17 protein-coding genes are annotated in these 20275 nt (G+C 51.5%); 7 read left to right on the forward strand and 10 right to left on the reverse strand.

Features of this window, described 5'->3' with window-relative positions:
* Positions 1–8 precede the first annotated feature (8 nt).
* Together FDW97_RS12550 and FDW97_RS12555 are read left to right on the forward strand one after the other, a co-directional pair.
* Positions 9–1268 carry an MFS transporter gene (locus FDW97_RS12550; RefSeq protein ID WP_137351111.1) on the forward strand — a complete coding sequence of 420 codons (1260 nt, stop codon included), beginning with the start codon at positions 9–11 and terminating at the stop codon, positions 1266–1268.
* A 155-nt stretch (positions 1269–1423) separates the two neighbouring features.
* Positions 1424–1696, forward strand: a complete 273-nt coding sequence (locus tag FDW97_RS12555) for a YceK/YidQ family lipoprotein (protein WP_038637992.1) — start codon at positions 1424–1426, stop codon at positions 1694–1696.
* 45 nt (positions 1697–1741) lie between these two features.
* On the opposite strand, the gene prpE is transcribed toward FDW97_RS12555, so the two are convergent.
* The 4 genes from prpE to prpB all read right to left on the reverse strand — a co-directional run bounded on the left by prpE (position 1742) and on the right by prpB (position 7289).
* Positions 1742–3628 (reverse strand): propionate--CoA ligase, encoded by a 1887-nt coding sequence (gene prpE, locus FDW97_RS12560; RefSeq protein ID WP_137351112.1) that lies wholly within the window; start codon positions 3626–3628, stop codon positions 1742–1744.
* A 40-nt stretch (positions 3629–3668) separates the two neighbouring features.
* Positions 3669–5120 carry a bifunctional 2-methylcitrate dehydratase/aconitate hydratase gene (locus tag FDW97_RS12565; RefSeq protein WP_121528651.1) on the reverse strand — a complete coding sequence of 484 codons (1452 nt, stop codon included), beginning with the start codon at positions 5118–5120 and terminating at the stop codon, positions 3669–3671.
* Positions 5121–5157: 37 nt separating this feature from the next.
* On the reverse strand, positions 5158–6327 hold the full coding sequence (gene prpC / locus FDW97_RS12570; RefSeq protein WP_038637983.1) for a 2-methylcitrate synthase: 1170 nt from the start codon (positions 6325–6327) through the stop codon (positions 5158–5160).
* Positions 6328–6407: 80 nt separating this feature from the next.
* Complete coding sequence (gene prpB, locus FDW97_RS12575) at positions 6408–7289, reverse strand: methylisocitrate lyase (protein WP_038637980.1); 882 nt, start codon at positions 7287–7289, stop codon at positions 6408–6410.
* A gap of 251 nt (positions 7290–7540) precedes the next feature.
* On the opposite strand from prpB, the gene prpR reads away from it, so the two are divergent.
* The gene (gene prpR, locus FDW97_RS12580) at positions 7541–9151 is read left to right on the forward strand and encodes a propionate catabolism operon regulatory protein PrpR (protein WP_069323900.1); all 1611 of its coding nucleotides are present in this window, start codon (positions 7541–7543) and stop codon (positions 9149–9151) included.
* Positions 9152–9183: 32 nt separating this feature from the next.
* On the opposite strand, the gene yahO is transcribed toward prpR, so the two are convergent.
* Positions 9184–9459 carry a DUF1471 family periplasmic protein YahO gene (gene yahO, locus FDW97_RS12585; protein ID WP_006685820.1) on the reverse strand — a complete coding sequence of 92 codons (276 nt, stop codon included), beginning with the start codon at positions 9457–9459 and terminating at the stop codon, positions 9184–9186.
* A 338-nt stretch (positions 9460–9797) separates the two neighbouring features.
* Between yahO and FDW97_RS12590 the strand changes: the two genes are divergently transcribed.
* The 4 genes from FDW97_RS12590 to FDW97_RS12605 all read left to right on the forward strand — a co-directional run bounded on the left by FDW97_RS12590 (position 9798) and on the right by FDW97_RS12605 (position 13893).
* A complete protein-coding gene (locus FDW97_RS12590) occupies positions 9798–10430 on the forward strand; it encodes a LysE family transporter (RefSeq protein WP_038637976.1) in 633 nt (210 codons plus the stop codon).
* Between the two features lie 78 nt (positions 10431–10508).
* Positions 10509–11897, forward strand: a complete 1389-nt coding sequence (locus FDW97_RS12595) for a diguanylate cyclase (protein ID WP_137351113.1) — start codon at positions 10509–10511, stop codon at positions 11895–11897.
* 220 nt (positions 11898–12117) lie between these two features.
* Positions 12118–13212, forward strand: a complete 1095-nt coding sequence (locus FDW97_RS12600) for a 4Fe-4S binding protein (protein WP_137351114.1) — start codon at positions 12118–12120, stop codon at positions 13210–13212.
* A gap of 171 nt (positions 13213–13383) precedes the next feature.
* Complete coding sequence (locus FDW97_RS12605) at positions 13384–13893, forward strand: hypothetical protein (protein ID WP_069323898.1); 510 nt, start codon at positions 13384–13386, stop codon at positions 13891–13893.
* Between the two features lie 100 nt (positions 13894–13993).
* Here the strand turns inward: FDW97_RS12605 and foxA are convergent, their stop codons facing one another.
* The 5 genes from foxA to FDW97_RS12630 all read right to left on the reverse strand — a co-directional run bounded on the left by foxA (position 13994) and on the right by FDW97_RS12630 (position 20173).
* The gene (foxA, locus tag FDW97_RS12610) at positions 13994–16102 is read right to left on the reverse strand and encodes a ferrioxamine B receptor FoxA (protein WP_137351115.1); all 2109 of its coding nucleotides are present in this window, start codon (positions 16100–16102) and stop codon (positions 13994–13996) included.
* 121 nt (positions 16103–16223) lie between these two features.
* Positions 16224–17207 carry an AraC family transcriptional regulator gene (locus FDW97_RS12615; protein WP_085047682.1) on the reverse strand — a complete coding sequence of 328 codons (984 nt, stop codon included), beginning with the start codon at positions 17205–17207 and terminating at the stop codon, positions 16224–16226.
* 174 nt (positions 17208–17381) lie between these two features.
* Positions 17382–18965 (reverse strand): methyl-accepting chemotaxis protein, encoded by a 1584-nt coding sequence (locus tag FDW97_RS12620; RefSeq protein ID WP_137351116.1) that lies wholly within the window; start codon positions 18963–18965, stop codon positions 17382–17384.
* 314 nt (positions 18966–19279) lie between these two features.
* Positions 19280–19528, reverse strand: a complete 249-nt coding sequence (locus FDW97_RS12625) for a hypothetical protein (protein WP_038637956.1) — start codon at positions 19526–19528, stop codon at positions 19280–19282.
* Positions 19529–19543: 15 nt separating this feature from the next.
* Entirely contained in the window at positions 19544–20173 is a 630-nt protein-coding gene (locus tag FDW97_RS12630) for a DUF2913 family protein (RefSeq protein ID WP_087857005.1), read from the reverse strand.
* Positions 20174–20275 lie beyond the last annotated feature (102 nt).

The raw sequence follows: 20275 nt of genomic DNA on the forward strand, positions 1-20275 counted from the left end.
AGTCTGTCATGTATTATTTAAAAAACACTAACTTTTGGATGTTCGGCTTTTTCTTTTTCTTTTACTTTTACTTTTTCATTATGGGTGCTTATTTCCCCTTCTTTCCGATCTGGTTACACGATGTGAACCATATCAGTAAAGGTGACACTGGGATCATTTTCGCCTGTATTTCACTGTTTTCATTATTATTCCAGCCTGTTTTTGGACTACTTTCCGATAAGCTTGGCCTGCGAAAACACCTGCTGTGGGTAATTACTGGAATGCTGGTAATGTTTGCCCCGTTCTTTATTTACGTTTTTGGCCCGCTATTACAGGTTAATATTTTACTGGGGTCGATTGTCGGCGGGATTTATCTTGGCTTTATTTACAATGCCGGCGCTCCGGCGATTGAAGCCTATATTGAAAAGGCCAGCCGCCGAAGCAAGTTTGAATTTGGTCGCGCACGCATGTTTGGCTGTGTGGGCTGGGCGCTGTGCGCCTCGATTGCAGGAATTATGTTCACCATCAATAACCAGTTTGTCTTCTGGTTAGGTTCTGGCTGTGCGGTCATTCTGGCATTGCTGCTGTTCTTTTCAAAAGCAGATGCCCCCTCTTCTGCAAAAGTCGCGGATGCGGTAGGCGCCAACAACTCAGCATTCAGCCTGAAGCTGGCGCTGGAATTATTCAAACAACCAAAACTCTGGTTTCTCTCCCTGTACGTGGTCGGCGTTTCCTGTACTTATGATGTGTTTGACCAGCAGTTCGCCAACTTCTTTACTTCGTTCTTTGCCACTGGCGAACAGGGCACCCGTGTGTTTGGCTACGTCACAACCATGGGGGAATTACTCAACGCCTCGATCATGTTCTTTGCTCCGCTGATCGTGAACCGCATCGGCGGAAAGAACGCCCTGCTGCTGGCCGGTACGATCATGTCGGTACGGATTATTGGTTCATCATTCGCCACCACGGCGCTGGAAGTCGTTATCCTCAAAACGCTGCATATGTTCGAGATACCGTTCCTGATTGTTGGTTGCTTCAAATACATCACCAGTCAGTTTGAAGTACGTTTCTCGGCCACGATTTACCTTGTGTGTTTCTGTTTCTTCAAACAGCTGGCAATGATTTTCATGTCAGTTTTGGCCGGGAAAATGTATGAGAACATTGGTTTCGAGGGGGCTTATCTGGTACTGGGGATAATTGCGTTGAGCTTCACGCTGATTTCCGTATTTACCCTAAGTGGACCGGGGCCATTTTCCCTGCTGCGTCGTCGCGAAAGCGTCGCGCTGTAAAAGCCTCTTTGCCGGATGCACCACTCACGCGGTTTATCCGGCCTACAACGTGCAATTCTCACTCTGTGAGTCCTGACCCGGTGGTTTAAGTTTTGCGGACAAAAAGCCGCTTTTAACCTGCTATGGTACACGAGACGGTAAACTCAGGTCACAGGATGAGCAGAAAGACGGTTGCGGTAATGGCGTTCTTGATCAGCGCATTACTTTCAGGATGTGGCAGCATTAATGCGCGCACGGAAGGCGAGGATTCGAATACCTATTATGTGGGTACGCACCACGACATGGCTAAACTAAAAAACCCAGGCGCTTACGATTATAATTATTTCGATTTAGCGCTGCTATTTATCGATGTGCCGCTGTCTTTTGTGGCGGATACGGTCTATGCGCCGTTTGATTACTATCACGGACCGTATAAGAAAGTCGATTAGAAACCAGACCCGGTAAGCATCGCGCCACCGGGCCAATTAATAACGCTACTCCTCGATCGCCTGGCGAATTTGCTGCAGCGACGCCGGATCGTCAATGGTCGTCAGATCGCCGGGATCGCGGCCTTCGCAGATTGCCTGGATGGTGCGACGCAGCATTTTACCGGAGCGCGTTTTCGGCAACTGCGACACAAACCAGACGTGTGCCGGACGGCCAAAATTACCAATCTGGCTGTCCACCAGCGCCATTATCGCCTTCTCTTCTGAATGCGCGATGTCACGGTCTTCCAGGCTATCGCTCTGCTTCGGAATGACAAATGCAACCGCCACCTGCCCTTTCAGTGCATCTTTCACGCCGACCACCGCCACTTCTGCGACGTTTGGATAGCTGGAAATACTCTCCTCTATCTCACGCGTACCCAGTCGATGTCCGGCGACGTTAATGACGTCATCCGTCCGACCGAGGATGAAGTAATAGCCGTCGGCATCGCGAATGCCCCAGTCAAAAGTAGCGTATACCTGACGAGAAAACAGCGACCAGTAGGTATTTACGAACCGTGTGTCATCGCCCCAGATGGTCTGAATACACCCTGGCGGCAGTGGCCCTTCAATCACCAGCATACCCTTCTCATTCGCTGCGCAGGGTTCGCCGGTGACCTCATTGAGCAACTGCACGTTATAGCCATACATCGGCACGCCAGGGCTGCCCAACCGCGACGGCCTGTCGTCCAGCCCACGGGCGATCGCCATAATTGGCCAGCCGGATTCGGTCTGCCAGTAATTATCGATAACCGGGACGCCCAGCGTTTCCGTTACCCAACTGGCGGTCGGTTCGTCCAGCGGTTCCCCGGCCAGATACAGCACCTCCAGCGAGGAGAGATCGTGATTGCGGATCTGCGCGGTCGGGAATTTCTTCAGTACGCGGATCGCCGTTGGCGCGGAGAACATCCGGCTAACCTGATACTTCTCAACAATCTTCCACCACACGCCGCAGTCCGGATACGTTGGCAGCCCTTCGTACACCACCGTCGCCATCCCCGCCAGCAGTGGGGCATACACGATATACGAATGCCCAACCACCCAGCCGATGTCCGACGCGCAGAAGAACACGCCGCCCGCTTTACCGCCGAAAATGGTATCCATCGTGGTTGCCAGCGCGACCGCATAGCCGCCAACGTCACGCTGGACGCCCTTCGGTTTACCGGTTGTCCCGGAGGTATAGAGAATGCAGGAGGTTTCATTCGATTCCAGCCACGTCACCGGCACCCGCGCGCCAAGATGCTGTTGGCGCAGCGCGGCAAAGTCGAGGTCGCGCCCCTCTACCCGCGCCATTTTCGCCAGACCGCGATCGACCAATACCACATGACGCGGCTGGTGCTGCGACTGACTGATTGCATCATCGAGCAGCTTTTTATACGGCAGGATCTTGCCCCCGCGCGCGCCGGCATCCGCCGAAACGATAATCACCGGTTGGGCGTCGTCGATACGTGCCGCCACGCTGTGCGAGGCAAAGCCACCGAACACCACCGAATGGATCGCCCCAATGCGCGCGCAGGCCAGCAGCGTAATATGCGCCTCGGCGATCATCGGCATATAAACCAATACCCTGTCGCCGCGCTGTACGCCCAGAGACAACAACATTGCCGCCGCCACGTTCACTTCGTCGTACAACTGACGAAAGGTAAAGGTACGCTCTTCTTCGGTTTCCGATGACACCGCAATCAGCGCCAGCGCCTCAGGCTGTTTCTCCACCCAGCGGTCGATGGCGTTATGACACAAATTGGTCTTGCCGCCGCAAAACCAGCGGGCAAACGGCGGGTTGCTGTGATCCAGCACCTGCGTATACGGCTGCTGCCAGTCAATGCGCTGGGCCTGCTCGGCCCAGAACGACTCCGGTTGCGTAATCGAACGTTGATAAAACTCGCTATAAGACATAATGCTCTCCTGTTGAACTTACGCCTTGCCGCACGCAGGTTTAGATTACATAAAGGTCCATATACTCATTGACCGGCATCTGCTCCAGGCGGGCTCTGTCCAGGGAGACATCCAGAATGCGCTGCTGCTGACGGGTCGGGAACTGACGCGCCAGGTTGATTTTGAACTTCTCGACCAGCTTCGGCATACCGTCGTGGCGACGGCGCGCATGACCGATTGGGTACTCCACCACCACTTCTTCAAAACGTGAACCGTCGGTGAACTCGAGAGTGATGGCGTTAGCAATGGCGCGTTTTTCCGGGTCGTGATAATCGGCGGTAAAGGCCGGATCTTCGAAGCAGGTGATCTTCTCGCGCAGGGCATCAATGCGTTTGTCCTGCGCCACGCCGTCTTCGTAATCTGCCGCGGTTAAACGCCCAAACAGCAGCGGGATGGCGACCATATACTGAATGCAGTGATCGCGATCCGCTGGGTTATCCAGTGGGCCTTTTTTATCGATGATGCGGATACAGGCTTCGTGGGTGCGAATGGTCACTTTTTCGATATCCGCTGCCGTTTTACCCGCGGCCTGCAGTTGTTCATACAGCGTCATTGCCGCTTCTACCGCGGTCTGCGAGTGGAACTCAGCCGGGAAGGAGATTTTAAACAGCACGTTTTCCATCACGTAAGAGCCGTATGGACGCTGGAAGCGGAACGATTCCCCTTTGAAGGAGACGTCATAAAAGCCCCAGGTTTTCGCCGTCAGCGCAGACGGATATCCCATCTCGCCCGTTTTTGCCATCAACGCCAGACGTACTGCGCGGGAGGTCGCATCGCCTGCCGCCCAGGATTTACGCGTGCCGGTATTTGGTGCATGACGATAGGTACGCAGCGACTGGCCGTCGACCCACGCCAGCGAAACGGCGTTGAGGATTTCCTCCCGGCTCAGCCCAAGCATCTCCGCGACCACCGCCGTGGAGGCGACTTTTACCAACAGAACGTGATCCAATCCAACGCGGTTAAAGGAGTTTTCCAGCGCGATACAGCCCTGAATTTCATGGGCTTTGATCATCCCGGTCAGCACTTTTTTCATGGTCAACGGCGCTTTCCCCGCCGCCACCGCGTTGCGTGACAGCCAGTCAGCCGTCGCCAGAATGCCGCCGAGGTTATCGGAAGGATGGCCCCATTCCGCGGCCAGCCATGTGTCGTTGAAGTCCAGCCAGCGAATCATCGCGCCGATGTTAAACGCCGCCTGCACCGGATCAAGCTGGAACTGGGTGCCCGGTACGCGAACGCCGTTCGGCACTACGGTCCCCGGCACCACCGGTCCTAACAGTTTTTTACAGGCCGGATATTCCAGCGCTTCCAGGCCACAGCCAAGGGTGTCGAGCAGGCAATAATGCGCGGTGTCGTACGCCACCTTTGAGGTGATCTCGTAATTCATAACGTAATCAACGATATCAACGATTTCACGGTCAAAGTCTGGGCGAACGTTCGAAATATGTGCGGACATAGGGTACAACTCCTGTTTTTATATTTAGAGGTTTTAATTAGCAACGCTTTTCGATCGGTACAAATACGCGATCTTCCGGGCCGGTGTAGTTGGCGGAAGGACGGATAATTTTGTTGTCCTGGCGCTGTTCGATGATGTGCGCCGCCCAGCCGGTCACGCGGGCGATAACAAACAGCGGAGTGAACATTTCGGTCGGGACGCCCATCATGTTGTAGGAGACCGCCGAGAACCAGTCGAGGTTAGGGAACATCTTTTTGGTTTCCCACATCACCTCTTCCAGACGGTCGGCGATGTTGTACATTTTCAGCGAACCGCCTTCCTGAGAAAGCTGCTTCGCCACGCGTTTAATCACCTGATGGCGCGGGTCGGCAATGGTGTAAACCGGGTGACCAAACCCAATCACCACTTCTTTATTTTCCACGCGTTTGCGGATATCCGCTTCGGCTTCATCCGGCGTTTCATAACGCTGCTGGATCTCCAGCGAAACTTCATTCGCCCCGCCGTGTTTCGGCCCACGCAGCGCGCCAATCGCACCGATAATCGCGGAATACATATCGGAGCCGGTTCCCGCAATCACACGACTGGTGAAGGTGGACGCGTTGAATTCGTGCTCGGCATACAGCACCAGTGAAATGTGCATCGCCTTTTCCCAGCTTTGCGACGGTTTTTCGCCATGCAGCAGATGCAGGAAGTGCCCGCCAATGGAATCATCATCCGTTTCCGGCTGAATGCGCTCGCCGTTATGGCTGTAGTGATACCAGTACAAAAGGATCGAACTGAGGGACGCCAGCAGCTTGTCGGCAATATCGCGCGCGCCGGAAACGGTATGTCCCTCTTTTTCCGGCAATGTACAACCCAGCGCGGAGACGCCGGTGCGCATCACATCCATCGGGTGGGATGCGGCAGGCAGCGCTTCCAGCACGGTGCGCACGTTTGCGGGTAAGCCGCGCAGCGCTTTGAGTTTGCTTTTATAGGCGGTGAGCTCGTCGCGGGTAGGTAATTTCCCGTGGATCAGCAGGTGCGCGACTTCTTCAAATTCGCACTGCTGCGCCAGGTCGAGAATATCGTAGCCGCGATAATGCAGGTCATTACCGCTTTTACCCACGGTGCATAACGCGGTATTTCCGGCGGCGACGCCTGACAGCGCAACCGATTTTTTAGGTTTAATGACATGCGTGTTGTTTTGCAGGATTGTTGTGTCGCTCATGTTGTCCTCGTCATTTTTATAATATGTAGGGTACAAATTTATTGCCGGATGGCGGCTTCGCCTTATCCGGCCTACGACGGTTACTTTTTTGTGTACAGCGCGTCGAGTTTCTCTTCGAACTGGTAGTAGTTGATGCTTTCGTACAGTTCGTTGCGCGTCTGCATAATGTCGATCACGCTCTTTTGCGTGCCTTCCTGGCGCAGCACGTTGTAGACCCGTTCAGCCGCACGGTTCATGGCGCGGAAGGCAGACAGCGGATACAGGGCCATGGCGACGTTCGCGCTACGCAGTTCATCGGTAGTGAACAGCGGCGTGGCGCCAAATTCGGTAATGTTAGCGAGGATCGGAACCTGCACCGCATCGGCAAACTGGCGGTACATCGCCAGCTCGGTAATGGCTTCCGGGAACAGCATGTCGGCCCCCGCTTCGACATACGCCTGGGCACGATCGATAGCCGCCTCTAACCCTTCCACCGCCAATGCATCGGTGCGCGCCATAATCACAAAGTTGGGATCGGTGCGGGCATCCACGGCGGCGCGGATCCTGTCGACCATCTCTTCTTTAGAGACGATCGCCTTGTTCGGACGATGCCCGCAACGCTTGGCGCCGATCTGATCTTCAATATGCAGCGCGGCGGCACCGGCTTTAATCATCGACTTCACGGTACGCGCCACGTTGAACGCCGACGATCCAAAACCAATATCCGCATCCACCAGCAATGGCAGCGGGCAAACATCAGTGATACGACGAATATCGGTCAGTACATCATCAAGGGTAGAAATACCGAGATCCGGCAGACCCAACGACCCCGCCGCAACGCCGCCGCCAGAGAGATAAATCGCCTGATACCCGGCACGCTGAGCCAGCAGAGCGTGATTGGCGTTGATGGTGCCGACGATTTGTAATGGGTTTTCTTTGCTGAGCGCGGCGCGAAACGCCAGCCCTGGAGAGTGTAGAGACATATCCGTCCTCTTGTTATCAACTTGTTACCATTCGTTGATTTACCTAAAGCAAGGGATATGCCAAAGACCGTAACTTTTGTGCAAATTCAATTTTTACTTTTTAAAACAGATAATTACATTTAGAGCCTGTGTTTTTATTGCACAAAAGCGTGTCAGCTATCGTTTCATGAAACCGACTTGAATGTTTCATTGCAACATTTATGAAACACAACTAAACCCTTATACTCGGTTCCTTACTTTTTGGGTTGCTTATGGCTGATACGCATCTTCCGCCGCGAGTGAACGATGACAAACCGGTTATCTGGACGGTTTCGGTCACGCGCCTGTTCGAACTGTTTCGCGACATCAGTCTGGAGTTCGACCACCTGGCGACCATTACCCCTATTCAGCTGGGTTTCGAAAAAGCGGTGGCCTATATCCGTAAGAAGCTGGCCACCGAGCGTTGCGATGCCATCATTGCGGCAGGCTCCAACGGCGCGTATCTGAAAAGCCGTTTATCGATTCCAGTGATCCTGATTAAACCCAGCGGGTTTGACGTACTCCAGGCGCTGGCAAAAGCGGGAAAACTGACCTCGTCGATTGGCGTCATTACCTATCAGGAAACCATCCCCGCGCTAATCGCCTTTCAAAAGACCTTCAATTTGCAGCTTGAACAGCGCAGCTATATCACCGAAGAAGATGCCCGTGGACAAATCAATGAGCTGAAGGCCAACGGTACCCAGGCGGTGGTCGGCGCGGGGTTGATTACCGATTTGGCGGAAGAAGCGGGCATGACCGGCATTTTTATCTATTCGGCGGCCACCGTGCGTCAGGCTTTTGTCGACGCGCTGGATATGACCCGTCTGACGCTGCGCAGAAACGGGCAATACGCCTCTGGCGATATGCTGCGCACCCGCTATGCGCTGGGAGATATGCGCGGTCACTCTGCGCAAATGGAACAGGTGCGGCACACCATTATGCTCTACGCCCGTTCGCGTGCGCCGGTGCTGATTCAGGGTGAAACCGGCACAGGTAAAGAGCTGGCGGCGCAGGCTATTCATCGTGAGTATTTTACGCGTCAGGAGAATCGGCGCGGAAAACCTTCGCCGCCGTTTGTTGCCGTCAACTGCGGCGCCATCACCGAATCATTGCTGGAAGCGGAGCTGTTCGGCTATGAGGATGGCGCGTTTACCGGCTCCCGCCGGGGAGGACGCGCGGGCCTGTTTGAAATTGCCCACGGCGGGACGCTGTTTCTTGATGAGATAGGCGAAATGCCGCTACCGTTACAAACCCGGTTATTGCGCGTACTGGAAGAAAAAGAGGTCACCCGGGTCGGTGGACATCAGCCGATTCCGGTCGATGTGCGGGTGATCAGCGCCACGCACTGCGACCTGGAACAAGAGATGAAACAGGGAGAATTTCGTACCGATCTGTTTTATCGCCTGAGCATTCTGCGCCTTAAACTGCCGCCGCTACGCGAGCGACTGCCCGATATTCTGCCGCTGGCGGAAGGCTTTTTAAAACAGTCGCTGGCAGAACTGGATGTACCGTTTTCTGAACCCGTGCGTAAGGGATTAGCCCTGAGCCAGCCTACGCTGCTCAATTATGGCTGGCCCGGAAATATCCGCGAGTTGCGCAATATGATGGAGCGTCTGGCGCTGTTTTTAAGCGTCGAACCACAGCCGGCGCTGAACGAACAATTTCTACAGCAGTTGTTACCTGAACTGGCCGCGGTTGCTGCCCCACCGCAGGTCACTTCATCACTGACGCCGCAGCAGGTGCTGGCGCAATTCAATGGCGATAAAACCGCGGCGGCGAGATATCTCGGTATCAGCAGAACTACGTTCTGGCGCAGGCTAAAAGAAAACCCGCCAGTGCAATGACTGGCGGGTATGTTATCTTTCAGTACCGCGCATTATTTTTTCTTGTAAATATTGGCTGTACCGTGGATTTTATTGTCCGTTTGGCCGGAGGTTAATACCACCACATCTGCGCCTTTCTCTTCGGCTTTCTTCAGAAGGTCTTCTTTCGCATCAGCGGCTGATACTTCATTACTTGTTGAAATATCACCGATTTTGGTATATTGCGACTCAACCTTTTCAAACTCAACCTTCGTCATAAATTCCGCGGCATACGCGTTGGACACAACAAAAGCTAACGCACCAATAAGTACTTTAATTCCAGTTTTCATATAAAAGCTCCAGGTTTTGTTATATATGCCATCATCGCCCCCTGAACATTCGCCATGCGAGTCAAGGATGATTAATAAGTAGTTCAGGCCGCAAAAAAGATCCAGAGCTGGCGGAAATATAAAGATATTTTGCGTATCGCGTATAACAGAAGATCCCACGCCGCGGCATTATCCGGCGCAGTTGGGTTACAGAAACCAGGCGTAGACGCTATTGGCAAATTTAGGCGCATTTCACAATACAGTGTGAGTAAATACGCAGAATGACGAGCGCGCTAAAATTATAGTGTTAGCAGTCTAAGCATGCCCCAGGCCCGCTCTTACTAATGGAATCGTTGTCTATGGAACCTTTACACGCCGTCGTACTTACCATCAGTCTGTTTGTTTTAACCTTTTTTAATCCCGGCGCGAACCTGTTCGTGGTGGTGCAAACCAGCCTGGCGTCAGGACGACGCGCAGGGGTGATGACCGGTCTGGGCGTGGCCTTAGGCGATGCGTTCTACTCCGGCCTCGGGCTCTTTGGCATGGCGACGCTGATTACCCAATGCGAAGAGATATTTTCACTGATTAAAATTGTCGGCGGCGCCTATTTGCTGTGGTTTGCCTGGAACAGTGTTCGCCATCAGGCTACACCGCAAATGCCAACGTTACAGCAGCCGATTTCCGCCCCCTGGTATGTATTTTTCCGCCGCGGGTTATTAACAGATTTGTCTAATCCGCAAACCGTTCTGTTTTTTATTAGTATCTTCTCTGTCACCCTCAGCGCAGAAACGCCTACGTGGGCGAGGCTAATGGCCTGGGCAGGTATTGTGTTGTCTTCCGTTATCTGGCGTATTTTTCTCAGCCAGGCGTTTTCTTTGCCCGCCGTACGCCGTGCGTATGGTCGAATCCAGCGGGTTGCCAGCCGGGTGATAGGCGCCATTATCGGCGTTTTCGCGCTCAGGCTTATTTATGAAGGTATCAGCCATCGTTAAACGAGTTTAACTTGACCATCGTGACGTAATTGTCCGTAATACCGCCTGAATTTTAAATCGCATTTGAGTGGCAGTGAGATGGAACAGGTTGCTCCGGTAAACGACACATTACTCCTTACAGAATGGCAGGCGTTGTTACGTCAAACATCCCCTGAAGTTCACACGATCCTGACATCATTAAGCGACGAAGAGATCCGCCATTTAGTGAGCGTTTTTTATGACTATATGCTCTCCCATGCGGAGAGCGCATTGTTCCTCAATACAGAACAGGTCAGCACCCGTCTCAGCGGCAGTATGTTTGACTGGCTACGCAGCGTACTTGGTAGCGCGAACGAAGACCTCTCACAACTGCTGGCAAAACAGCGCAAAATTGGCGTGGTGCATGCCCGCATCGGGCTGCCTATCGATCTGGTTAATCGCGGCGCGCGCAAGCTGAAAGATGAATTGTATCGGGTCCTGAAAAAGAAAGCGGACTACCCGCCCGCCCTGCTGAGCGATGCCATCTGTTTCAGCAGTCTGGTAATGGATACCGCCCTGGAGGCCATGACCGTCTCCTATTCCCCCAGCTATCAAAACTCACTGCATACCCAGGAACAGTATCGCCTGCAGACCATTTACGATGACGTTAACGTCGAACGCGAGCGGCAAATACGTTCATTTACCGACTGGGAAAATCAGTTTATCTATAACATCGCCACCGGAATGCCTTTCGGGGAGCTGGTCCTTTTGGCGAATTCTGATTTTGGTATGTGGTTCGCGCATAAGGGAAAATACATTCTGGGCAACAGCAATCTGCTGAAAGAAATGGAGTCGCTGATTGCGGAAATCGACAACCGCCTGACAACCACGCTGTCGCATCAGCATCAGGCGACAGAGCCTGAACGGATGAGCTTGTTGCAGGATGTACGCCAGCTCTCGGCAAAAATCCATTTCCTGCTCGCCTCAATGTTCGACGCGCTGGTGAAGCAGGAAAATGGTAAAGACTCATTGACTCAATTGCTTAACCGACGCTTTATCCCGACCATTATGCGCCGTGAGATCTCGCTGGCGTTACATACCCGGAAGCCCTTTACCCTGGCGATGCTGGATATCGACTACTTTAAGCAAATTAACGACAACTACGGGCATAACACCGGTGATATGACGCTCAAAAACGTCGCGGCGGTTATTTATGATCATATTCGCAGTAGCGATTACGTGTTCCGCTACGGTGGTGAAGAATTTATGATTCTGCTTGTCGAGTCAGATCAGTCTCAGGCCAGTATTATCCTCGAAACGCTGCGTATGAAAATTGCCGAGATGCGCATGGCGGCCTCAGCGACAGAAGTATTTTCTGTCACCGTCAGTATTGGCATCGCCGAATATGACTACCATCCTGACTACAAGCAGTTGGTTGATAAAGCCGATCGGGCGCTGTACCTGGCGAAAAGTAATGGCCGCGACCGCGTAGAGATATTTCAGGAATAACCTATTTTCCCACGGAGAAATAAATACCCCGTTAAGGGTATTTATCTGACCTGCGATAAGTATCGGGCTGTTATTTTTATTCAGGCCTATTGACGCTATAAAAATAACAGCCGCTTAATAAGATGCAAATCAAATACACCAAATCTGAATAGCGCTAGCATATCCCGGTGATGACGCCTTCTGAATGCAGGAGGGGAAATATGAGGGATAGTGTAAAACCATGAACGGGAAAAAGAGAACACGCTGGCAGCGCCGCCCAGGCACGACCGGAGGCAAACTGCCGTGGAATGACTGGCGTAACGCCAGCACCTGGCGAAAAGCCACCCAGTTTCTCCTGCTGGCCAGCAATATCTATATTGGCGTGACGTTTTATTATTGGGTCCGCTATTTTGAAACTGCCGGTACCAGCGTCTATATTCCAAGACCCGGCGGTATTGAGGGGTGGCTGCCGATCGCGGGTTTGATGAATATCCGCTACACGCTGGAGACCGGTTTTCTCCCGCCCATCCATGCCGCCTCCATGCTGCTGTTAGTTGCGTTTATCCTGATTAGCTTGTTGTTAAAAAAAGCCTTCTGTTCGTGGCTATGCCCGGTTGGCACGCTTTCCGAACTGCTTGGTACTCTGGGAAAAAAAGTATTGGGTCGCAACTTCACGCTGCCGCGCTGGCTGGATATCCCACTGCTCAGTCTGAAGTATCTGCTGTTGGGATTCTTTCTGTATATCGCTCTGTCGATGCCCGCCCAGGGAATCCAGTACTTTCTGATGTCGGCCTATGGCATGATCATTGACGTGAAGATGCTCGATTTCTTTCGTCATATCGGCTCCGCCACGCTTATTTTCCTGATAATTATCAGCGTCCTGAGCGTGTTTATTCGCAATGCCTGGTGCCGTTATCTGTGCCCTTATGGCGCACTGCTTGGCCTGTTCTCTCTGCTTTCGCCGTTTAAAATCCGGCGTAATCCAGACAGTTGCATTGACTGCGGGAAATGTGCGAAAAACTGCCCGTCTACTATCCCGGTCGATCGACTGATTCAGGTGCGTACCGTGGAATGTACCGGCTGTATGACCTGCGTTGAATCTTGCCCGGTAGCCTCTACGCTGAGCTTTTCACTGCACACCCCTGCGGGGGAACAAGGAAACGGCAAATCGTTATGGCGGCAAACGGCATTGTCAGGCGTTGTCATGACTATCCTGGTGCTGGGTATCCTTTTTGCCACCATTGGCTATGCGGTTTATGCCAATGTCTGGGATACGCCGGTGCCCGATCACATGTATTTCCAGCTAATCCCGAAGGCTAAAATGATCGGCCATTAATTTTTAATAACCCTGCCAATTCTGGCAGGGTTTCCCGCCTGTTCCGCCATTTTAAGACTATTGAACTTGTGCCTTCGCGCATCGGTTTATACAACCTTAACTATCACCTGTGATCATTCATTTTCTATTATGTTATGGGCGACTGCATCCAATAATAAACGGGACAGCATTATGACTAAAATAAAACTGGCACTGCTATTACCTCTGTTTCTGGCGGGTTGTACGATGAGCGACGGGGAATTAAGAAACGCTTACGCTCAGCATTATCAGCAACCCGCCGCCTATGTCGAGACTTATAAACAGAAGATAGCCAGTATGGATATTAATACCCTGGCCCAATATGCCGCCGCAGAAGATAAGAAAAAAATGCGTGGGCAGCCGAGACTGAAAATCGACGAATTCATTACCATTGAGAACGTGCAGGCGAAAGGGAATCGGGTAGTCTACGATTACTCGCTGTCAGAGAGCTGGCTGGCGCTGTCTGCGGACAAACAGCGCGAGAAGCAGATCAATATGAATAAAGATCTGGTCTACCGTACCTGCTCACTGGAAACGGTACGTCTGGCGCAGGCAAAAGGGCTGGAAGAAGAGCATAACTATTACAGCCAGTACCCAGACAAAATCGCCTTCACTCTGAGAACCAGCGCGCAGATTTGTATGCAAAACGGTTTTACGCAATAGCCGCAATCCACTAGGCCTGATGCGCTGCGCTTATCAGGCCTACAATTTACACACTACAGTAGGCCGGATAAGGTGCCAGCGCCGCCATCCGGCTAAAGCATCAGAATTTCCAGGATACGCTGCCGACAATGCTGCGCTCAGCGCCGAAGTAGCAGTATGAGAGCGAATTACAGGCCGCAACGTAGCGTTTATCGGTTAGGTTGTTGACGTTCAACTGAGCACTCAGTCCCTTAATACCGATATTCGTTAAATCGTAGCCAATCGCCATATCCACCAACGTATAAGATGGCAGGGTGTGCGTATTCAGACGATCGCTGGTGATTCCGTTGACATATCGCACGCCCGAGCCGAGCGTCAGACCATCCAGCGGGCCGCTTTTCACATCGTAGCTCAGCCAGGTGCTGGCCTGGTTCCGTGGTGCATACACGGCACGCTTGCCCTGCTCCTCCGGACTGCTTTTCTTGTAGCGGATGTCGGTGTAGGTATATGCCGCCTGCAGGCGGAAGCCGTCCGTCAGTTGACTAATCGCTTCCAGCTCCACCCCTTCAGATTCAATTTCCCCAATCGAGCGATACGGATCGGTCGGCTCTTCTTTGGTGGCGATATTGGTTTGATTAATGCGGAACACCGACGCGCTGAACTGACTGTTAAGCCCTTCCGGCTCATATTTCAGCCCCGCTTCCCACTGCTCGCCTTTCATCGGCTCCAGCAGATTGCCGTTCTCATCGGCAAAGCTGGTTGGCGTAAAGGCGGTGGAATAACTCACGTAAGGCGCAAAGCCGTTATCGAACAAATAGAGCAACGCGGCGCGGGTACTAAAGTTGTTTTTATCCAGATCGCTGCGGGTATCGTTGATCTTATCAATATTAGACACGCTGACCTGATCGTAGCGACCGCCGAGCGTAATACGCCAGCGATCCCATGACATCTGATCCTGCAAATAGTAGCCCGTCTGGCGCAGCTTGTGCTTCTCACGCGCATACATGTCGATATAATCCGGCTTCGCGCCATACACCGGGTTAAAAGCGTCGATCGGCGGGAATGCGCCGTAGTAGCCGGTGGTATTGTTGCTGCGATCCTGATAATCAATGCCCACCAGCAGGCGATGGTTGACCTGCCAGGTATCAAAGCTGCCGTCGAGCTGATTATCCAGCGTAATCGCCGACATTTTTTCATCAGAGCCGGAATAGCCGCGATTAAGCTCGGTTTCGTTCAACCAGCCCGCCGCATACACCTGGTTCAGTTCAACGTCGGTATGCAGATAGCGCAGCTTTTGCCGCACCGACCAGCCGCTATCAAACATGTGCTCAATATTGTAGCCCACCATGTTTTCACGGCGATCGTATTTGTCGTAATCATCCTCACCTTCGTAAAAGGTGTTAGAGATCTTTTGCCCGTAATGCGGAACCACGGTGCCGTCATAAGGCAGACCGGAGTGGCTACCGCCTTCCGGGTCGCGATGCAGATAGGCCATCAGATCCAGACGCGTCTGGTCGGTGATGCGCCAGGTCAGGCTGGGCATCAGCGCGTAACGCTCTTCTTTTAATGGGCCAAACTGCGAGTCCGCGTAACGCGTCATCCCGCTCAGGCGCGCCGCCACACGATCGTTATCATCCAGCGCTCCGGTGACGTCAAACGCCGCGCCGCGCTGGTTATTGTTGCCCGCAAACAGCTTCACTTCCCCACCCGCGTCAAACGACGGTTTACGCGACGTCAGCGCCACAATACCGCCCGGAGAGGAACGGCCATACAGCACGGAAGCCGGGCCGCGCACCACTTCGATATCTTCAAGGAACCACGGATCGACCACCAGCGAGCTGTGTGAGTTGGTGTCGCCCATCATCTTTAGACCATCGAGATAGACGTTGTCCAGGCTGCCATCGGAGAAGCCGCGCAGCACAATGTAGTCAAAGCGGTTGGAGGCGCCAATCTGATTGCTGTATACCCCCGGCGTATAGCTAACGGCCTGACGCACGCTGGTTGCGCCCTGCTCTTCAAACTGTTCGCGGGTAATGATGGATACCGATTGCGGGGTTTCAATATCCGGCGTGGCAAGCTTCGTGGCCCCGCTCTGCATTTGCGAGGTGACAACGACCGTATCGTTTTTTGTTGTTTCCTGCGCCAGCAGAGGAAAAGCCACGCTGCCGGTCACCCATCCTACCAACAGCGCCAACCGAGTCTTCGCGAACATGAGTATCTCCAAAGGCATTTCTAATTGTAAGTGAGAATTATTACCTTTTTGCTGACGGAGATAGCTATGCCGGATGCCAGATTACCTATGCGCAGTGCCAAATTGTCTGCCAGCAACGTGCGCAAAACGCAAAAATGGATTAGCAAAGCTTGAGCATATCGCCTGGCGAAAAACCGTAACGACGACGAAAGGCAGTAGAGAAGTTGGTGGCGTGCTGATATCCCGACATCCAGGCTGCCTGCTGTACGCTGTATCCTTCCAGTAAATAACCGCGCGCGCGTTCCAGGCGGCAATCGCGCAGGTAATCAAAGACCGAACAGCCATAGGCTGCGCGAAACTTGCTACGCAGACTACTGGGACTCATTGCCGCGCGTTGCGCCAGTTCATTGAGCGTGTGATCATTCTCGGGATTCTGTTCCAACAGGCGACGAACGACTTCCAGCCGCTGCTGTTCCCCGCTGGCGGCGAGGCGTTTGCCGCTCTCGACCTGGCATACACTGAGGCCATGGCCGAACAGTTGCAGTATCAGCCCTTCCAGCATCAACTGGCGAGAAACATTGCTCAGCGCGCTCTGCTGCGCATACTCCAGGCCGCTGAGTAAAAATCCCGGCACCTGCCAGATAAGCGTCGGCGTCTGGCATCTTTCCCACTCACGCATCAACGATTCGAGTAGCCCCGTGCGCCACGCGCCGTCGGGATACAGACCGAGCGATAAGGTTCGCAGTTTGCAGTCGGCATGATGGCGGGCGCGCATCGTCTGGTGCTCGCTCAGGCGTGAGCTAAACGCCATGCCGGAACGCACCACGTGTTCCTGGCCGTTAAACGAGAGGATCACGCAGCCTTCCAGTACCACCAGCATATACAAGGGACTGCTGTGGCGGGAGGTGGTTTCATAGGGTTGCAACACCTGTACATCAGAGTGCGTCACGCACATCCCGCAGGGGAGTGTCATCTCCTCAATTTCACCTTGCAGCACAGGGCTAGCGGACGGCAAATCCGGCTTTTGCGCCAGCAGGGGAAAGCAATAGTCGATCCCATAACGCTCACCAAAATCCATAAACTCGCTGACGGAAAAAGTACGCGCTACGCGTCTGGACGCATTCAGAGTGGTGGTGTTGTTCATGCTGTCTTCTGCACAGAAAATGGGATTAACAGTTTTTGGTCAGGAGCAACATTACCATTCCCTGCGCGACACAACAATAATAATGAGAATTATTATCAATATGATTAAAGCACTGTCTCCCGACAACCAGCCATCTCATCAGACTGAATTTACAGCTGATGAGATGCGCATGTTCTACTGCTTGTCCTGCGTACCCTGCTGCGGCTTTTCATCAACCTGAAACACAGCCACGGCCTGGGATAGCATTGCCGACTGCTCTTCCACACTGCCTGTCGTGGCGGCGATTTCCTCAACCAGAGACGCATTTTGCTGAGTGACTTGTTCCATTTGCGTGACAGCAACGCGGATCTGCTCGATGCCGCTACTCTGTTCCCCCGATGCGCCGGATATATCTTCCATGAGTATATTGATATTGCGTATTGCCTTAGCAATGTCCGCCATCATGGCCCCACTGCTTTCAGCTATCTCCACCCCTTCCTTGACGCTGATTGCCGCCTTGGCCACCAGTTCGCTAATTTCTTTCGCTGAGGAGGCGCTACGTTGGGCAAGGGTTCTGACTTCACTCGCCACAACGGCAAATCCACGCCCGGATTCGCCAGCGCGCGCCGCTTCTACCGCGGCGTTTAAGGCGAGAATATTGGTCTGGAAAGCAATACTATCAATGACATGGGATATTTCATTCACGCTTTGCGCGTTGCGGCTGATCAGGTGAATTTTCTCAACCATGTCGCTCATTAAGCGCTCGCCACGCAATGCCATTTCCGTGCTTTCACTCGTCATGGCAGACGCCTGATGTGATTTATCGGTGTTATTTTTGGTTGTTACGGAAATCTGTTCCATACTGGCCGCCGTTTCAACCACGGCCGCAGCCTGTTGCTCCGTTCGGGTTGATAAGTCTGAATTACCCGAAGCAATTTCCTGCATGCCGATATTAATAGACTCAACGCCATCGCGAATCGTACTGACGGTCTCCCGCAGACCGTTTTGCATATGTTGTAAATTTAAACACAGTAAGCCAATTTCATTGTTACCCGGCACCTTAACGGGATGACTCAGATCGCCTTTACCAATCCGTGAAAAATGCTCAGACACGATATTTAATGGCCGAATGATTGTTCGGTTTATCCAGATATTGCAGAGAATAAAGATAAGAACCGTAACGGCCAGCAGCAAGGATATTTTAAGTATTGAGGCATTAAACTGAACGTGTGTCTGCTCAACGATATTTTTACCGACCAACATGGTTGATTTGTAGTAGCTCTCAATCTCCTTATCAAAATTTTTTCGCAAAGCCAGCACCTCTGTGTTGGCATTTGTTTGTGTACCAACAATACTACCGTCAGAAATAGCCTCATTTAATTTATCAACATACTTTTGCTCAGCATTCATTTGTTGCTCAAAAGCAGTTCTGACGATTTTACCAATCTGGGGATCATCCGCCGTCAGTCCTGGTATATCCCAAAAAATAGCGAACTGCTTTCTGGCATAAGCTATCTCATCCTGCACCTGTCGCAATGTCTGTTGGGTAGCAGCCATATCTTGCAGTTGAATATTATCAAGAACGCTTCTTACTTTATAAACAGCCCCAACGACGTTATGCAGCGAATCCTGTTCCTTTACTATATTATGCAGTAGAAGGGTACTTTTTTGATTTCCTTTGAGATCGACCAACTCAAACCCATTAGAAAGGAACTGCATAAAGGTAAATACCAAAAGAAATAATAACAGACTGGTTTTAATCCTCATATTCTTTAACATTTGAACATCTCCATAACAATTAGCCAATCATCTATGACTAAATTGTTATCGACACGCCACGTAATATCTTAACCTATAAAATGGTTAATTATGAGAAAGTATCCCCGCTCAACTTAGCATAATAAATTACGTACACCGTGGTACACATGGCGGCAAATCGCCATTTTATTACCGGGAGCAATTACACTATAAAAAAACAACATTAATATTATTTATGGATGAGAAAGTAGTTATATTAAATACAATGCGCCACTGAGTATGGGCCAGATAGCCGTATCTGACCGGCATCAAGCGAACAAAGCGCCAGCCAAACGTCAGAGAATATAGACGGTCACTTTTTCCTGACGATCTGCCGGAACCCTTACCCATGACATTGAATCAACTGCAATTGTCGCCATTTCATTTTCTAACCGGAGTAGCGGCGTGCTGTTATCTGGCGCAGAAGAACTTTCGCCAATCTCGAGAATGCCCCGAAAAGATATAGATAAATTGTCAGCGGTATCAGACAGCCTAATCCATTCGGTCGCGATCTCTAACTTTTGCTTTAACAATTCTCTGTTCATAACTTGTTCTAATCATTACTTATCAGTAAGAAACTGGAAGTGATGAAATTCATTTGAAATATCTTTCACAAACTCTACCGGCAGGTGGTGTTTGATGAAGGTTAATTTTGCGAACTCAACATCGCCATACACCCGGATACAGAAAGGTTTGACTATCTCGCCCTGAGCACCAAAGCACTCCTGGAGTCTGGTATCATCCATAAAAATAAAGTTACCCTTTCTCACTTTAATCTTATCATGCAGGTTACGCCACTTCTCTGGTGTGAGTAGAAAGTTCTGCCATCCATTATTTCTCAACATTTCAATCGTGTGGGTGAATTTAAAATAATCATTTTGCATTGTCACATCACCACTTGAGGTGGCGTACAAGTATTCTATTTTAAATTTTAGTTGTGCATTGATGCTTTTTTTCTTACCTTCATCAATTAACCATTGAAGCTCATTGGCCACACTTCGTGAAAAGAGTTTTCTTTTTTTTGCGATGGCCAACCAATGCATAATAAAAATATGCTCTGACATTTTAGAGTGGATCTTGTGATCCTGTAATGCGATACCAATTGCCACTAACGCGCTCCAGGTGAACGCTTCCAGCTCATCCTGATAATGATGCCTCGATTTACTCACTTTTCCTAAATTTTTTACCACTTAAAACCTACCCAGAAAAATCATTATTGTATTTAATTTGTTACTACTCAATTTAAAAACCTACTACAACTAAAACCTGCATAATATGATCCAGATTAATTT

Origin of the sequence: Citrobacter sp. wls708 (assembly GCF_005281255.1) — a bacterium.
GTDB classification, from domain to species: Bacteria; Pseudomonadota; Gammaproteobacteria; order Enterobacterales; family Enterobacteriaceae; genus Citrobacter; species Citrobacter werkmanii.

What these genes read in the sequence shown, in the direction of transcription:
- yahO (WP_006685820.1), bottom strand. Translation starts at nt 9,459, where the DNA reads ATGAAAACTGGAATTAAAGTACTTATTGGTGCGTTAGCTTTTGTTGTG.
- FDW97_RS12565 (WP_121528651.1), bottom strand. Translation starts at nt 5,120, where the DNA reads ATGTCCGCACATATTTCGAACGTTCGCCCAGACTTTGACCGTGAAATC.
- FDW97_RS12625 (WP_038637956.1), bottom strand. Translation starts at nt 19,528, where the DNA reads ATGAACAGAGAATTGTTAAAGCAAAAGTTAGAGATCGCGACCGAATGG.
- prpR (WP_069323900.1), top strand. Translation starts at nt 7,541, where the DNA reads ATGGCTGATACGCATCTTCCGCCGCGAGTGAACGATGACAAACCGGTT.
- foxA (WP_137351115.1), bottom strand. Translation starts at nt 16,102, where the DNA reads ATGCCTTTGGAGATACTCATGTTCGCGAAGACTCGGTTGGCGCTGTTG.
- FDW97_RS12595 (WP_137351113.1), top strand. Translation starts at nt 10,509, where the DNA reads ATGGAACAGGTTGCTCCGGTAAACGACACATTACTCCTTACAGAATGG.
- prpC (WP_038637983.1), bottom strand. Translation starts at nt 6,327, where the DNA reads ATGAGCGACACAACAATCCTGCAAAACAACACGCATGTCATTAAACCT.
- FDW97_RS12620 (WP_137351116.1), bottom strand. Translation starts at nt 18,965, where the DNA reads ATGTTAAAGAATATGAGGATTAAAACCAGTCTGTTATTATTTCTTTTG.
- FDW97_RS12550 (WP_137351111.1), top strand. Translation starts at nt 9, where the DNA reads ATGTATTATTTAAAAAACACTAACTTTTGGATGTTCGGCTTTTTCTTT.
- FDW97_RS12590 (WP_038637976.1), top strand. Translation starts at nt 9,798, where the DNA reads ATGGAACCTTTACACGCCGTCGTACTTACCATCAGTCTGTTTGTTTTA.
- FDW97_RS12600 (WP_137351114.1), top strand. Translation starts at nt 12,118, where the DNA reads ATGAACGGGAAAAAGAGAACACGCTGGCAGCGCCGCCCAGGCACGACC.
- FDW97_RS12605 (WP_069323898.1), top strand. Translation starts at nt 13,384, where the DNA reads ATGACTAAAATAAAACTGGCACTGCTATTACCTCTGTTTCTGGCGGGT.
- prpB (WP_038637980.1), bottom strand. Translation starts at nt 7,289, where the DNA reads ATGTCTCTACACTCTCCAGGGCTGGCGTTTCGCGCCGCGCTCAGCAAA.
- prpE (WP_137351112.1), bottom strand. Translation starts at nt 3,628, where the DNA reads ATGTCTTATAGCGAGTTTTATCAACGTTCGATTACGCAACCGGAGTCG.
- FDW97_RS12555 (WP_038637992.1), top strand. Translation starts at nt 1,424, where the DNA reads ATGAGCAGAAAGACGGTTGCGGTAATGGCGTTCTTGATCAGCGCATTA.
- FDW97_RS12615 (WP_085047682.1), bottom strand. Translation starts at nt 17,207, where the DNA reads ATGAACAACACCACCACTCTGAATGCGTCCAGACGCGTAGCGCGTACT.